Raw genomic sequence first — 12959 nt, 5'->3', positions numbered from 1 at the left:
AGACCCTCCTCCGCACGGACCGACACGAAAGCAGTGACCATGAGCGAGTCCACCACGATCCGCTGGGAACAGGACGAGACCGGCGTCGTCACCCTCGTCCTCGACGACCCCGACCAGTCCGCGAACACGATGAACCAGGCCTTCAAGGACTCCATCGCGGCGATCGCCGACCGCGCCGAGGCCGAGAAGGACTCCATCCGCGGCATCATCTACACCTCCGCCAAGAAGACCTTCTTCGCGGGCGGCGACCTCAAGGACATGATCCGGCTGCGCCCCGAGCACGCGCAGCTCGCCTTCGACACCGGCACCGAGATCAAGCGCTCGCTGCGCCGCATCGAGACCCTCGGCAAGCCCGTCGTCGCCGCGATCAACGGCGCGGCCCTCGGCGGCGGATACGAGATCTGCCTCGCCTCCCACCACCGCGTGGCCCTCGACGCCCCCGGCTCCAAGATCGGCCTGCCCGAGGTCACCCTCGGCCTGCTCCCGGCCGGCGGCGGCGTCACCCGCACCGTCCGCCTGATGGGCATCGCCGACGCGCTGCTCAAGGTGCTGCTCCAGGGCACCCAGTACAACCCGAAGCGCGCCCTGGAGAACGGCCTGGTCCACGAACTGGCCGAGACCCCCGAGGACATGCTCGCCAAGGCCCGCGCGTTCATCGACGCGAACCCCGAGTCGAAGCAGCCCTGGGACGTACCCGGCTACCGCATCCCGGGCGGCACGCCGTCGAACCCGAAGTTCGCCGCGAACCTCCCGGCCTTCCCGGCCAGCCTGAAGAAGCAGCTGAACGGGGCCCCGTACCCGGCCCCGCGCAACATCCTGGCCTGCGCCGTCGAGGGCGCCCAGGTGGACTTCGAGACCGCGCTGACCATCGAGGCCCGCTACTTCACCGAGCTGGTCACCGGGCAGACCGCGAAGAACATGATCCAGGCGTTCTTCTTCGACCTCCAGGCCGTCAACGCCGGCCGCAGCCGCCCGCAGGGCATCGCGCCCCGCAAGGTCACCAAGGTCGCCGTCCTCGGCGCCGGCATGATGGGCGCGGGCATCGCGTACTCCTGCGCCCGCGCGGGCATCGAGGTGGTGCTGAAGGACGTCAGCGCCGAGGCCGCCGCCAAGGGCAAGGCGTACTCCGAGAAGCTCCTCGACAAGGCCGTCTCCCGCGGCCGGAGCACCGAGGCCCAGCGCGCCGAGCTGCTCGCCCGGATCACTCCGACCGCGGACGCCGCCGACCTGGCGGGCTGCGACGCCGTCATCGAGGCCGTGTTCGAGGACACCTCCCTGAAGCACAAGGTGTTCCAGGAGATCCAGGACGTCATCGCACCCGACGCGCTGCTGTGCTCCAACACCTCCACCCTGCCGATCTCCGGCCTCGCGGAGGGCGTGAAGCGGCCCGCCGACTTCATCGGGCTGCACTTCTTCTCGCCCGTCGACAAGATGCCGCTCGTCGAGATCATCAAGGGGGAGCAGACCGGCGACGAGGCCATCGCCCGCGCCTTCGACCTGGTCCGCCAGATCAACAAGACCCCGATCGTGGTCAACGACTCGCGCGGCTTCTTCACCTCGCGCGTCATCGGCCAGTTCATCAACGAGGGTGTGGCCATGGTCGGCGAGGGCATCGAGCCCGCCTCGATCGAGCAGGCCGCCGCCCAGGCCGGCTACCCGGCCAAGGTGCTCTCGCTGATGGACGAGCTCACCCTCACCCTGCCGCGCAAGATCCGCAACGAGACCCGCAAGGCCTTCGAGGCCGAGGGCCGGACCTGGACCGAGCACCCCGCCGACACCGTCATCGACCGGATGGTCGACGAGTTCGGCCGCCCGGGCCGCAGCGGCGGCGCCGGCTTCTACGCGTACGACGAGGCGGGCAAGCGCGCCGGCATCTGGCCGGGCCTGCGCGAGCACTTCGCCAAGCCGGACGCCGAGATCCCCTTCCGGGACATGAAGGAGCGGATGCTCTTCTCCGAGGCCGTGGACACCGTCCGCTGCCTCGACGAGGGCGTCCTCACCTCCATCGCCGACGCCAACATCGGCTCCATCATGGGCATCGGCTTCCCGGCCTGGACCGGCGGCGTCATCCAGTACATCAACGGCTACGAGGGCGGTCTGCCGGGCTTCGTCGCCCGCGCCCGCGAGCTCGCCGAGAAGTACGGCGAGCGCTTCACCCCGCCCGCCTCCCTCGTGGAGAAGGCCGAGCGCGGCGAGACGTACGCCGACTGAGCGCACGGCGCCCTACCGCGGTCCCGGGGGCGGTTGCCGCCCCCGGGACCGCGGGGTCAGTGCGCGGCGAGGGACGCGAACACGCCCCGGTGCGCGGTCCCGTCCGGGCCGGTCCAGCCCGCGGTGACCTCGCCGAGGGGCGCGGCCGCCGGGGCCGCGTCCCCGAGCACGCGCGTCACGGTGAGCGCGTCGGCGCCCGCCGGCTCCGGTCCGTCGTACCGCGCGGTGACGGTGGGGTCCGGGGTGTCGCTCAGGCTCTGCGCCTGCGGCTCGGCACGGCCCTGGAACAGTGCGAGCAGCTGCGCCGCCAGCACCGGGTCGTGCGGCCCGTCGTACACCCAGCGGCGTCCGAGGACGCCGTGCTCGGTGGTGCCGACCAGGGCCGCCTCGGCGCCCGCCAGCGGCGCGGCGCGGTAGGTGAGCGGCACGTGGTACGCCGTCGGCTCCTCGCCGGAGGCGTCGGTGACCACCATGAACTCGATGCCCACCTCGCCCTCCGGGTCGTCGAGCCGGAAACCGCCCGCGCGGGCCAGGACCGGCGGCCGGCCGGTGGGCAGGTACCAGGGCTGGGCCGGCAGCCACGCGGCAAGCAGCTCCAGCTTGCCGGGGCTCATCGTGGTCTTGTGGATGATCGCCATGACGGCGAACCTATCCGGTGGGGCGCCCTGTTGGGCGACCCGGGTGAGGCTGCGGGGCGTCACGCCTCCGGGGCGAACGCCGCCTTCAGCTCCTCCTTCAGCGACCGCTGGAAGGCGGTGACCAGAGCCTGGACCACCATCGGCTGCATGTGCGCCGACAGCGCCTTCATCGACTCCACCCGCTCCGGATCGCTCTCGTCCCGCGTGAACGGGCCCCACACCTCGTCCCGGAACAGCGCCGTCAGCTCGTGCGCGGCCGATCGGGTGTGCTCCACCAGCACCCTGCGCGCCGCCAGGATCGTCTCGTGCGCGATCGGCACGTCGAGCAGGGCGACCCCCAGCCGCAGCAGCCCCACGTCCACCCGGAACCCGTCGCCCGAGGCGGCCAGCACGTTCATCGCCGTCAGCCGCCGCACGTCGGTGTCCGACAGGCCCCGACCGGCCCGCTTCTCCAGCTCCTCGCGCGAGACCTCCCGGGCCGCGTCCGGGGCCCAACTGGCCACCATCGCCCGGTGGATCGCCAGGTCGTGGGCGCTCAGGTCGTCGGGCAGCGCGTCCAGATAGCGCTCGATGGCGGACAGCGTCATGCCCTGGTGCTGCAGTTCCTCGATCAGGGCCAGCCGGGACAGGTGCTCCGGCCCGTAGTGGCCCACCCGACGAGGGCCGATCACGGGAGGGGGCAAAAGCCCGCGGGTGCTGTAGAACCGTACGGTGCGCACGGTGACACCCGCCCTGGCCGCCAGCTCGTCGACGGTGAGCATCGGCTCGGTTGCCTGGTCGGCCATCGTCTGCGCCTCGCTCTCTGCTCCACAGCTTGGGTTCAACAGTATTGCTGTCGCACCAACGATGTGAAACGGCCAGGAGCTGCCCATGACCACGAACCTGCGACTGCCCGGACGACCCGAAGAGATCACCCTCCCCGCCCTGCTGGCCCGCAACGCCGCCGAGCACGGGGACCTCCCCGCCCTCTCGTGGCGCGCCGGCCCCGGCTCCGCCGACTGGGCGACCCTCACCTGGAGCGAGGTCCGCCGAAATGTGGCCGTCCTCGCCTCCGGCTACGCCGCCCTCGGGGTCGAGCGCGGCGAGCACGTCCTGCTGATGATGGGCAACCGTCCCGAGCACTGGCTCAGCGACCTCGCCCTCGTGCACCTCGGCGCCGTGCCCGTCACCGTGTACGGGACCTCCGCGCCCGAGCAGATCGCCCACATCGCCCGCCACAGCCGGGCCCGGGTCGCCGTCGTCGAGGGCGCCCGTGAACTGCGGCGGTGGGAGCCGCTGCTGGCCGACGCGACCGTTCCGCTGGAGCGCCTCGTCGTGGCCGAGGCGGCCGACGCGGGCGGGCACTCCACCTACGGCTCCCTGCACGCGAGCGGGGCCCGGCTGCACCGCGCCGACGCCTTCGAGAAGGCCTGGCAGGAGACGCGCCCCGAGGACCCGCTGACCGTCGTCTACACCTCCGGGACCACCGGCGACCCCAAGGGCGTGCGGCTGACCCACCGCAACCTCATGCTCCAGGCGATCCGCCTCGACCGGCACGTCGACCTGCCCGAGCACGCCGAGCACCTCTGCTACCTGCCGTTCGCGCACATCGCCGAGCGCGTCCTCGGCATCTACCTGCCCCTGCTGCGGGCCGCGCACGTACGGCTGTGCGCCGACCCCACCGCCGTGGCGGGGGCGGTCCGCGAACTGCACCCGGTGCAGTTCTTCGGCGTGCCCCGCGTGTGGGAGAAGCTCGCCGCCTCGGTCCGCGCGGTCCTCGCGCAGCTGCCCGAGGCGCAGCGCACGGCCATCGAGGCCGCGAACGACCTGGCCCGCGCCCGGGCCGGCCACCGGGAGCGGGGCGAGGACGTGCCGGCCGCGCTCGAAGCCTCGTACAGCGGGGCGAAGGAGCAGGTGCTGGACCCGCTGCTGCGGCTGGCCGGGCTGGACCGGCTGGTCTGGACGGCCAGTGCCACCGCGCCGATGCCGATCGACGTGGTCCGCTTCTGGGCCGGCTGGGGCATCACGATCATGGACGCCTGGGGGCTCACCGAGACGGCGGGCGTGTGCACGGTCAACAGCCCGGACCGCTTCCGGCTCGGCTCGGTGGGCCGCCCGATCGAGGGGCTGGAGCTGAGGCTCGCCGAGGACGGGGAGATCCTCACCCGCGGTGCGACGGTCTTCGGCGGCTATCTGCGGCCGGACGGCACGGTGGAGAGCGCGTCCGACGACGAGGGCTGGTTCCCCACCGGGGACGTGGGCCGGCTCGACGAGGACGGGTTCCTCTGGCTGACCGACCGCAAGAAGGAACTGATCATCACCTCGAACGGCAAGAACGTCTCGCCGGCGCTGGTGGAGAACACGGTCAAGGAGCACCCCCTGATCGGCCAGGCCCTGGTCCACGGCGACGGCCGGTCCTACCTCGTCGCCCTGCTGGTCCTGGACCCCGAACTGGCCCCGGTCTGGGCCGCCGCCCGGGGCATCGAGGCCACCTCCCCGGCCGAGCTCGCCGCGCACCCGGCGGTCCGGGAGGAGATCGCCCGCGCGGTCGAGGCGGCGAACGCCCGGCTCAACCGGACCGAGCAGATCAAGCGGTACCGCCTGCTGACCGGGGAGTGGGGTCCCGACAGCGGGGAGCTCACGCCCTCGCTCAAGCTCCGCCGCCGCGTGATCCGCGACAAGTACGGCGCACTGATCGACGGACTGTACGAGGAGCCGTACGAGGCTCCGTGACCGGCTGAGCCGGCGCACCGCACCCGGGGGGACGGACCGGGTGCGGTGCGCGGCCGCTAGCGGCCGATCAGCGGGTAGTGGTCGGAGAGGTTGGTGTAGGTGTAGGAGGTGCCCCAGCTGGAGACCGTCCAGGGCGCCGACTGCTCCTTGACCACGTTGTTCTCCCAGCCCGCGGGGCGGGCGTTGCCCTTGCGGTAGAGGACGTAGTCCAGGTCCTCGCGCGGGTCGGTCGGGTAGCGGTAGTTCGCTATCGAGTTCAGCGCGGTGTCGAAGGAGTACGGGTGGCCCGTGCGCGTGTCGGTGCCCGCCAGGTCGGCGTTGGCGAGCAGGGCGGCGTACTCGGGCGTGCGCGAGTCGACGTTCAGGTCGCCCGCCACGATGACCTGCTCGTTCGCCGGGATGTTCTTCCCGTCGAGGAACGCGTCGATCGCGCGGAACTGGCGGGCGCGCATGTCCGCCGCCTCGCCCGCGCCGCAGCCCGGGTCGGTGGACTGGGCGTGCGTGCCGACCACGTGCACCTTCGCGCCGTTCACGTTCAGCACCACGTAGGCGAAGCCCTTGTTGGACCACCAGTCGGCGCCGCAGGCGTCCTTGTAGACCACCTGCTCCTTGCGGACGATCGGCCACTTGCTCAGGATCGTGACGCCGCCGTCCTCCGGGGTGGTGGAGGAGTAGGCGCCGCCCGTGGCGTCCCAGCCGCTCTTGCTGCGGCCGACGACCGGGGTCTGGTACGGGTACTGCGCGGCCGAGTTGGCCTTCAGCGCGTCCGACGTGCCGTTGTCGAAGGCCTCCTGGAGCACGACCACGTCGTGGCCCTGGTAGAAGGAGGCCTTGGGGATCTCCGCGGCCCGGTGGTCCTGACCCCAGTTCGGGTAGAGGTTCTTGCTCATCAGGAACACGTTGTACGACAGCACGCTGAGCCGCGGGGCGGCGGCGCCCTCCGCGGCCGTGGCGGCGGGCGCGGAGGTGGCGGCCAGGGCGCCGGCGGCGACCGCCGCTACGGCCGCTGCGGCGGCACGGTGGCGGCGGGGGGAGTTCTGCGGCATGGGGGACTCCATCATTCCTGCGGGAAGATCGGCTCCGTCATCCAAGCAGCCACGGTTACCTCTGGGTAACACCTGTGCAGCGACTTTCTGTCCGGCTCGGGGCCATCTGGCTCTCGCATACTGGTGACATGGAAAGAACGGCAGCCCACGCCTCCGAAAGCCGCCCCGCGCGCCCCCGCACCGACCCCGAGCCGCCGCCCCCGGGCGGGGTGCTGTGGACCATCGCCGGCGACATACGGGCCCTGCTGATGCTGCCCGCCGCCTTCACCCTGCAGGTCGCCCACCCCGCGATCGGAGCCGGCGTCGACCAGTACTCCGTCTTCCGCACCGACCCCTGGGGCCGCGGCGAGCGCTCGCTGCGCTCGGTCCAGCTGTGGGTGTACGGCGGGGAGGAAGCCGCCGAGGAGGGCCGCCGGGTCCGCCGCCTGCACAAGGAGATCCAGGGCACCGACACCCGCGGCCGGCCCTACCACTCCCTCGACCCCGCCTGCTACTCCTGGGTGCACGCCACCGGCTTCCCCGTCTACCTGTACGCGGGGCGCTACCTGCTGCGCCGCTTCACCCCCGCCCAGGAGCGGCAGCTCTACCGGGAGTGGCTGATGGTGGGCCGGATCCTCGGCATCCACGACCGGGACATGCCGCAGAGCATCGAGGAGTACTGGACGTACTGGGGCCGGATGCTCGCCGAGGAGACAGAGCCCACCAAGGTCGCCCGCGAGCTGATCGCCACCGATGTGCCGCTGCCGCGGCCCGAGTCCGGATCCCTCGCCGTACGCCTGGTGCTGCGGCTCACCTGGCCCGTCCTGCGGACGGCGTTCCTGCACCTGCGGGCCTTCGTCACCGTCGGGTACATGCCGCCCGAGGCACGGGCCGCCCTCGGACTGGAGTGGAGCCCGGCCCAGGAGCGCAGGCTCCGCCGGTTCAGCACGGCCCTGCGGCTCCTCGTACCGCTGCTGCCGGAGCGGCTGCGGTACCTGCCCATCGCGCGGGCGGCGCGAGCCCGGTGGCGCGCCGCCGCCCGCTGACGGGGCTCAGTGCTCGTCGTGCGTGTGGATCGTGTTCGTCTCCGCGATCTTCTTCCAGGACTTCGGCTCCGCGGCGGGCTTCGCCGGCTTGGCGGGAGCGGCCTGCTGTGAGCGGGCCGCGGGCTTGCCGGCCGCCGGGTTCAGGGCCGAGGCCTCCGGCTTGCCCGGGGTGTAGAGCCAGGTCTCGAAGAGCTGCGCGAGGGGCTTCTTCGAGACCTTCTCGGCGTACCGGACGAAGTCCCCGACCTTGGCGTTGCCGTAGGCGCGCTCGGTCGGCCAGCCCTTGAGGATCTCGAAGAACTTCTCGTCGCCGATCTCGTTGCGCAGCGCCTGCAGGGCGATGGCCCCGCGGTCGTAGACGGCCCCGTGGAACTGGTTCTCCGGACCCGGGTCACCCGGCTTGACCTGCCAGAACGCGTCCTCGGCCGGGCGCAGGGCGTAGGCCCAGTCGGCGAGCTCCTGCGCGGTGCCCTCGCCCTCCTTCTCCGACCACAGCCACTGGCTGTAGCGGGCGAAGCCCTCGTTGATCCAGATGTCCTTCCAGCCCTCGACGGACACGCTGTCGCCGTACCACTGGTGGGCCAGCTCGTGCACGACCACCGAGACGTTGGCGCCGTTGCGGAACTGGCCGGGGCCGTAGAACGGCCGCGTCTGGGTCTCCAGCGCGAAGCCGGCGGTCACGTTCGGCACGTAGCCGCCCAGCGCGTTGAAGGGGTACGGGCCGAAGACCCCCTCCAGCCACTCGGTGACCTCGCCGGTGCGCTCCACGCTCGCGCGCGCCGCGCCCGCGTTGTCGCCGAGGTCCTTGCTGTAGGCATTGATGATCGGCAGCCCGCTCGCCGTCTTGTCGGTGGTGATGTCGAACTTGCCGACGGCGAGGGTGGCGAGGTAGGTGGCCTGCGGCTTGTTGGAGCGCCAGTTGTACCGGGTCCAGCCGAGCCGCGAGGTCTGCGACTGGAGCACGCCGTTGCTGATCGCCTGGGTGCCGTCGGGGACGTTGACGGACACGTCGAAGGTGGCCTTGTCCGTGGGGTGGTCGTTGCTCGGGAACCACCAGACCGCCGAGTCGGGCTCCTGCGCCGCCACACCGCCGTCGGGCGTGCGCTGCCAGGCCGACCAGCCGTCCACCTTGAACTCGGAGGGCTTCCCGGCGTACTTGACGACGACGGTCAGCGGGGTGTTGCGGGTCAGCGGCTTCGCCGGGGTGACCTCCAGCTCGTGGGAGCCGGACGTGGCGAACTTCGCCTTGGCGCCGTTGACGCGGATCTCGCTGACCTTGAGGCCGAAGTCGAGGTTGAAGCGGGACAGGTCCTGCTTGGCGGTGGCGAGGAGGGTGGCGGTGCCTTCGAGCAGGTCCGTCTTGGGCTGGTACTGCAGGCGGAGGTCGTAGTGGGACACGTCGTATCCGCCGTTGCCGCTGGCCGGGTAATAGGGGTCGCCGATACCCGGGGCACCCGGACCGGCGCTCGCCGCCGACGCCGGGATCACCAGCAGCAGGGAAGCGGCGAGCACGCTCGGGGCGATGACTTTGCGGTGCACGAATGACTCCAAGTGGTAGGGGAGGCAGGTCGGTTCCAGGTCTTGTCGCTCGACCGTATTCACCCGTGATCGCTCACGTCATGTCCATGGCCCCTGCTGTCACACGATCGCCATTCGGCCGTCACGGTATGGCGGACAGGGCGGGGCGCGCGCCGGGGTCGCCGCGCGCCGGGCGCACCCCGCCGACACCCCGGCGCGTCCCGCCCGGTACCCGTGGCCTGCGGCGCAGCCGCCGTACCGCGCCCCCGCCGGGGTGCGGGCCGCCGAGGCCGGGCCGCGCGCCGAGGCCGGAGAACGGCCCGGCCGGGCCCGGCCCCGGGCCCGCCGGATCGGCCGAATCGGGCCTGACGAACGGGTCCTGACGCCTCAGAGGAAGGCATTCACCTCCTCCGGAAGCGGAGCGGGGGTGGTTCAGTCGTCGAGGAGGCGCCAGGTGGTGAGGGCGAGGGTGGCTCGCAGGAGGGCGGTGGGGTCGGTGAGGTCGAGGCCCAGGGTCTTCCCGATCTGGTCGATCCGGCGGGCGACGCTGCTGTGGTGCAGGTGGAGGAGGTCGGCGGCCCGGCGCAGGGAGCCGGTGGCGCAGTAGGCGTCGAGCGTCGCGAGGTCCTCCGGGTGGGCGGCCACGCGGGCGACCGCGGCCACGTCGGTGTTCTCGCGCGCGGCGGCCCGGGGTACGTCGGCCAGCAGCGCCAGCGCGCCCAGGTCGTCGTGGCGGACGACGGGTTCGCGCGCGGTGGTGAAGCGCAGGGCGGTGCGGGCCTGCCGCCAGGAGCGGTCGGGGCCGCCGGCGGCGCCGATGCCCGCGCGGACGCCCGCCGGGAACCGGGCCGGGTCGACGGCGGAGGCCAGGACGACGCCCACGTCGCCGACCGTCGCCGCCTTCACCGGGCGCGCCGGGCACACCAGGGCGCCGATCCGGTCGAGCGGCAGCCGCGACCGCACGGCGACGACACGGACCGGCCGGCCGGCGGCGAAACCCAGCAGCCGGAGCGCCCGGGTCCGGCCCGCCTCGTCGCCGTCGGCGCTGATCGCCAGCTCGACGAGCGCGGGGTCGGCCATGGTGGTGCGGGCCGGACCGTACCGTTCGACGACGGCCGCGGCGGCGAGGGCGAGCCGGTCCAGGAGCACGTCGTCGAGCGGGTTCGGCGGGCCGGGGCGCTCCAGCCACACCGCGCCGATCTCCTCCTCGTCCAGGGTGATCGGCGCCGTGGAGGACGCGGCGGGCGGCGGGCCGGACACCGGTCCGCCGTCGGGCGCGACCCGGACCACCCGCCCCGTGCCGTGGAGCCGGAACCCCGCCACGCATTCGGCGAGGCCCGCCGAAGCCCGGGCGAGCGCCGGGAGGTCCACGCGCCGGCGCATCAGCGTGTCGTAGAACGCGACGACGCGGATCGCACCCTCGGCGTACGAATCAAGTCCCGACAGCCGTACGGCCAGTGCCTCCATGGCGCAAGGATAGGCAGCGGCCGGTGCGCCGTTCGGCGCGCGATCGGGGCCGGACGCGCGACGGACGGCGGACGACCCGCCCGGGTGCGGGCCGTGAGGATGGGCGTCATGGATCCCGAACTCGAAGCATTCGTCCCGTTGCTCGCCCCGCTGGACCTGAGCGACCCGGTCAGCGCACGCAAGGACTTCGCCGAGCGCGCCGCCGCGGTGCCGGCGCCGGACACCTCGGACCTGGAGGTAGAGGACCGTACGGTGTCCGCCGACCCGGACGTGCCGGTGCGGGTCTACCGCCCGCACCGGGCCCAGGGCGCCGTCATATGGCTGCACGGCGGCGGCGGGGTCTTCGGCGACCTGGACACCGAGCATCCCTGGGCCGCCCGGATCGCCGGCCTCTCCGGGGCGGTGGTGATCTCGGTGGGCTACCGCCTGGCGCCCGAGCACCCGTTCCCGGCCGCCCTGGACGACGCCTACGCCGTACTGGACTGGGCGGCCGGGAACGCGGACGCACTCGGCATCGACCCGGCGCGGATCGCGGTCGGCGGACACAGCGCCGGTGCGAACATCGCGGCCGCGACGGCGCTGCGGGCCCGTGACGAGCAGGGGCCCGCGATCCGCTTCCAGCTGCTCAACCAGCCGGGACTGGACGACCGTCAGGAGACCTGGTCGGCGCGGAACTTCACCGACACGCCCTGGTTCAACCGCGATCAGATCGCCGTGGCCTGGCGGCACTACCTGGGCTCCCGGCCCGCCACCCCGTACGCCGCCCCGGCACGGGCCGCAGACCTCTCCGGGCTGCCCCCCGCCTACATCGCCACCGCCGAGTTCGACCCGAACCGCGACGAGGACATCGACTACGCGCGGCGCCTCCTGCAGGCGGGCGTGTCCGTGGAACTCCACCAGTGGCCCGGCACCTTCCACGGCTCCCAGGCGATCCTGTCCGCCGAGGTCTCACAGCGGCAGAACGCCGAGCTCGCCGCAGCCCTGCGGCGCGCCCTCGCCGCATGAGCCGCGGGCATCCACTCACCCCTCACGAAAGGACGGACGTGTTGAAGATCCGACTGGCGGTATGCGCGGGCGTGGCCGCGCTGAGCGTCTGCGCGGGCACGGCGGCGGCGGCTCCCGCGAGCCCGTCGACCGCTTCCGATCCCGCTTCCGATACCGATCCCGCGGAGCTGAAGTCCGCCCTGGACGCCGTCCACCACGCGGGAATCCCCGGGGTGTTCGCCGAGGTGCGCGATGCCGGCCGGGTGTGGCGCGGGGCCTCCGGGGTCGCCGATGTCGGCACCGGCCGCCCCGTCACGCCCGACATGCGCCAGCGCGTCGGCAGCATCACCAAGACCTTCACCGCCGCCGCGATCATGCAGCAGGTCGAGCAGGGCCGGATCCGGCTCGACGCGCCGATCGGCGACCATCTGCCGCAGCTGGTACCGGGGGAACGCGGCAGGAAGATCACGGTCCGGATGCTGCTGAATCACACCAGCGGCCTCCCCGACTACATCCGCTACGCGTTCCCTTCGCTCCAGGACATGTCGCCCAAGAGCCTGGACGACAACCGGTTCAGGCGGTTCCGCCCGGCCGAGCTCATCGGAATGGGCGTCAACGCGCCTCCCGCGAGCGAGCCCGGAGCCACTCCCGGGGCGTACTCCAACACCAACTACCTGCTCCTCGGCCAACTCCTGGAGCAGGTGACCGGCACCACGGCCGAGGAGTACATCACCCGGAACGTCATCGAGCGCGCCGGCCTCCGGCACACCGGGTTTCCCACCGGGCCGCGCATCGAGGGACCGCACGCGCGGATGTACGAGTCCCTGTGGGGCCTGATCGACCCGCCGCGCGACTACAGCGTCTACGACCCGTCCTGGACGGGGACAGGGGCGGCCCTCGTGTCGACCATGGAGGATCTCAACCGTTTCTACGGCAGGCTGCTCGACGGGAAGATCGTCAACCGGTCCTCGCTGGCACAGATGCAGCGCACGGTCCCGGTCATCGCCCTGGACGGATCGACGATCGAATACGGCCTCGGTCTGCACAAGGTCGTCGTCCGGGACTGCGGCACCTTCTGGGGGCACGACGGCACGGTCTGGGGCGCCGGCACGATCTCCCTGACCCGGGCCGACGGCAGGCGACAGATGTCCGTCGCGGTCAACCTCCAGAGGTGGAACGGGCCGGGCTCCTCGGGCGAGCCGCGGCACCACCCCGTCGACGACGCGCTGAACGCCCTGTACGGGCAGGCGATGTGCGGTGACGCGGACGCCGGGGTCGGGCCGGGCGAGGGCGCGGGGGAGGCGTCCACGGGGTGAGACGCGCACCACCGGCCGGCGCCCTACCCGGCGTACCGAACA

Annotated in this window: 10 protein-coding genes; 5 read left to right on the top strand and 5 right to left on the bottom strand. The window is 72.7% G+C overall.

Annotated features, from left to right (window positions below):
- Positions 1-39 precede the first annotated feature (39 nt).
- On the top strand, positions 40-2211 hold the full coding sequence (locus ACFYZ4_RS06095; protein WP_390783187.1) for a 3-hydroxyacyl-CoA dehydrogenase NAD-binding domain-containing protein: 2172 nt from the start codon (positions 40-42) through the stop codon (positions 2209-2211).
- Between the two features lie 56 nt (positions 2212-2267).
- Here ACFYZ4_RS06095 and ACFYZ4_RS06090 read toward each other — a convergent pair whose 3' ends face one another.
- Together ACFYZ4_RS06090 and ACFYZ4_RS06085 are read right to left on the bottom strand one after the other, a co-directional pair.
- Entirely contained in the window at positions 2268-2849 is a 582-nt protein-coding gene (locus ACFYZ4_RS06090) for a 1,4-alpha-glucan branching protein (RefSeq protein ID WP_390783186.1), read from the bottom strand.
- A 59-nt stretch (positions 2850-2908) separates the two neighbouring features.
- A complete protein-coding gene (locus tag ACFYZ4_RS06085; protein ID WP_351592755.1) occupies positions 2909-3634 on the bottom strand; it encodes a MerR family transcriptional regulator in 726 nt (241 codons plus the stop codon).
- A gap of 85 nt (positions 3635-3719) precedes the next feature.
- Between ACFYZ4_RS06085 and ACFYZ4_RS06080 the strand changes: the two genes are divergently transcribed.
- Positions 3720-5561 carry an AMP-dependent synthetase/ligase gene (locus tag ACFYZ4_RS06080; RefSeq protein ID WP_390783185.1) on the top strand — a complete coding sequence of 614 codons (1842 nt, stop codon included), beginning with the start codon at positions 3720-3722 and terminating at the stop codon, positions 5559-5561.
- Between the two features lie 56 nt (positions 5562-5617).
- Here ACFYZ4_RS06080 and sph read toward each other — a convergent pair whose 3' ends face one another.
- Positions 5618-6607 carry a sphingomyelin phosphodiesterase gene (gene sph / locus ACFYZ4_RS06075; protein WP_390783184.1) on the bottom strand — a complete coding sequence of 330 codons (990 nt, stop codon included), beginning with the start codon at positions 6605-6607 and terminating at the stop codon, positions 5618-5620.
- A gap of 128 nt (positions 6608-6735) precedes the next feature.
- Between sph and ACFYZ4_RS06070 the strand changes: the two genes are divergently transcribed.
- The gene (locus tag ACFYZ4_RS06070; protein ID WP_390783183.1) at positions 6736-7632 is read left to right on the top strand and encodes an oxygenase MpaB family protein; all 897 of its coding nucleotides are present in this window, start codon (positions 6736-6738) and stop codon (positions 7630-7632) included.
- 6 nt (positions 7633-7638) lie between these two features.
- On the opposite strand, the gene ACFYZ4_RS06065 is transcribed toward ACFYZ4_RS06070, so the two are convergent.
- Both ACFYZ4_RS06065 and ACFYZ4_RS06060 read right to left on the bottom strand, forming a co-directional pair.
- On the bottom strand, positions 7639-9171 hold the full coding sequence (locus ACFYZ4_RS06065) for a M1 family metallopeptidase (RefSeq protein ID WP_390783182.1): 1533 nt from the start codon (positions 9169-9171) through the stop codon (positions 7639-7641).
- Positions 9172-9582: 411 nt separating this feature from the next.
- Positions 9583-10617 (bottom strand): helix-turn-helix domain-containing protein, encoded by a 1035-nt coding sequence (locus ACFYZ4_RS06060; protein ID WP_351287183.1) that lies wholly within the window; start codon positions 10615-10617, stop codon positions 9583-9585.
- Positions 10618-10725: 108 nt separating this feature from the next.
- Here ACFYZ4_RS06060 and ACFYZ4_RS06055 point away from each other — a divergent pair, with 108 nt between their 5' ends.
- Together ACFYZ4_RS06055 and ACFYZ4_RS06050 are read left to right on the top strand one after the other, a co-directional pair.
- Complete coding sequence (locus ACFYZ4_RS06055; protein WP_390783181.1) at positions 10726-11622, top strand: alpha/beta hydrolase; 897 nt, start codon at positions 10726-10728, stop codon at positions 11620-11622.
- A gap of 167 nt (positions 11623-11789) precedes the next feature.
- Positions 11790-12917, top strand: a complete 1128-nt coding sequence (locus tag ACFYZ4_RS06050; RefSeq protein WP_351287337.1) for a serine hydrolase domain-containing protein — start codon at positions 11790-11792, stop codon at positions 12915-12917.
- Positions 12918-12959: the final 42 nt, after the last annotated feature.

Source organism: Streptomyces sp. NPDC001513, from assembly GCF_042894695.1.
In the GTDB taxonomy this organism is placed as follows: domain Bacteria; phylum Actinomycetota; class Actinomycetes; order Streptomycetales; family Streptomycetaceae; genus Streptomyces.
Note: the sequence above shows the minus strand (reverse complement) of the source record. Positions and strands in the feature narration are given on the sequence as shown.

Excerpts from the sequence above, each read along its gene's own strand:
- ACFYZ4_RS06095 (WP_390783187.1), top strand. The coding sequence starts at position 40 with ATGAGCGAGTCCACCACGATCCGCTGGGAACAGGACGAGACCGGCGTC.
- ACFYZ4_RS06090 (WP_390783186.1), bottom strand. The coding sequence starts at position 2,849 with ATGGCGATCATCCACAAGACCACGATGAGCCCCGGCAAGCTGGAGCTG.
- ACFYZ4_RS06085 (WP_351592755.1), bottom strand. The coding sequence starts at position 3,634 with ATGGCCGACCAGGCAACCGAGCCGATGCTCACCGTCGACGAGCTGGCG.
- ACFYZ4_RS06080 (WP_390783185.1), top strand. The coding sequence starts at position 3,720 with ATGACCACGAACCTGCGACTGCCCGGACGACCCGAAGAGATCACCCTC.
- sph (WP_390783184.1), bottom strand. The coding sequence starts at position 6,607 with ATGCCGCAGAACTCCCCCCGCCGCCACCGTGCCGCCGCAGCGGCCGTA.
- ACFYZ4_RS06070 (WP_390783183.1), top strand. The coding sequence starts at position 6,736 with ATGGAAAGAACGGCAGCCCACGCCTCCGAAAGCCGCCCCGCGCGCCCC.
- ACFYZ4_RS06060 (WP_351287183.1), bottom strand. The coding sequence starts at position 10,617 with ATGGAGGCACTGGCCGTACGGCTGTCGGGACTTGATTCGTACGCCGAG.
- ACFYZ4_RS06055 (WP_390783181.1), top strand. The coding sequence starts at position 10,726 with ATGGATCCCGAACTCGAAGCATTCGTCCCGTTGCTCGCCCCGCTGGAC.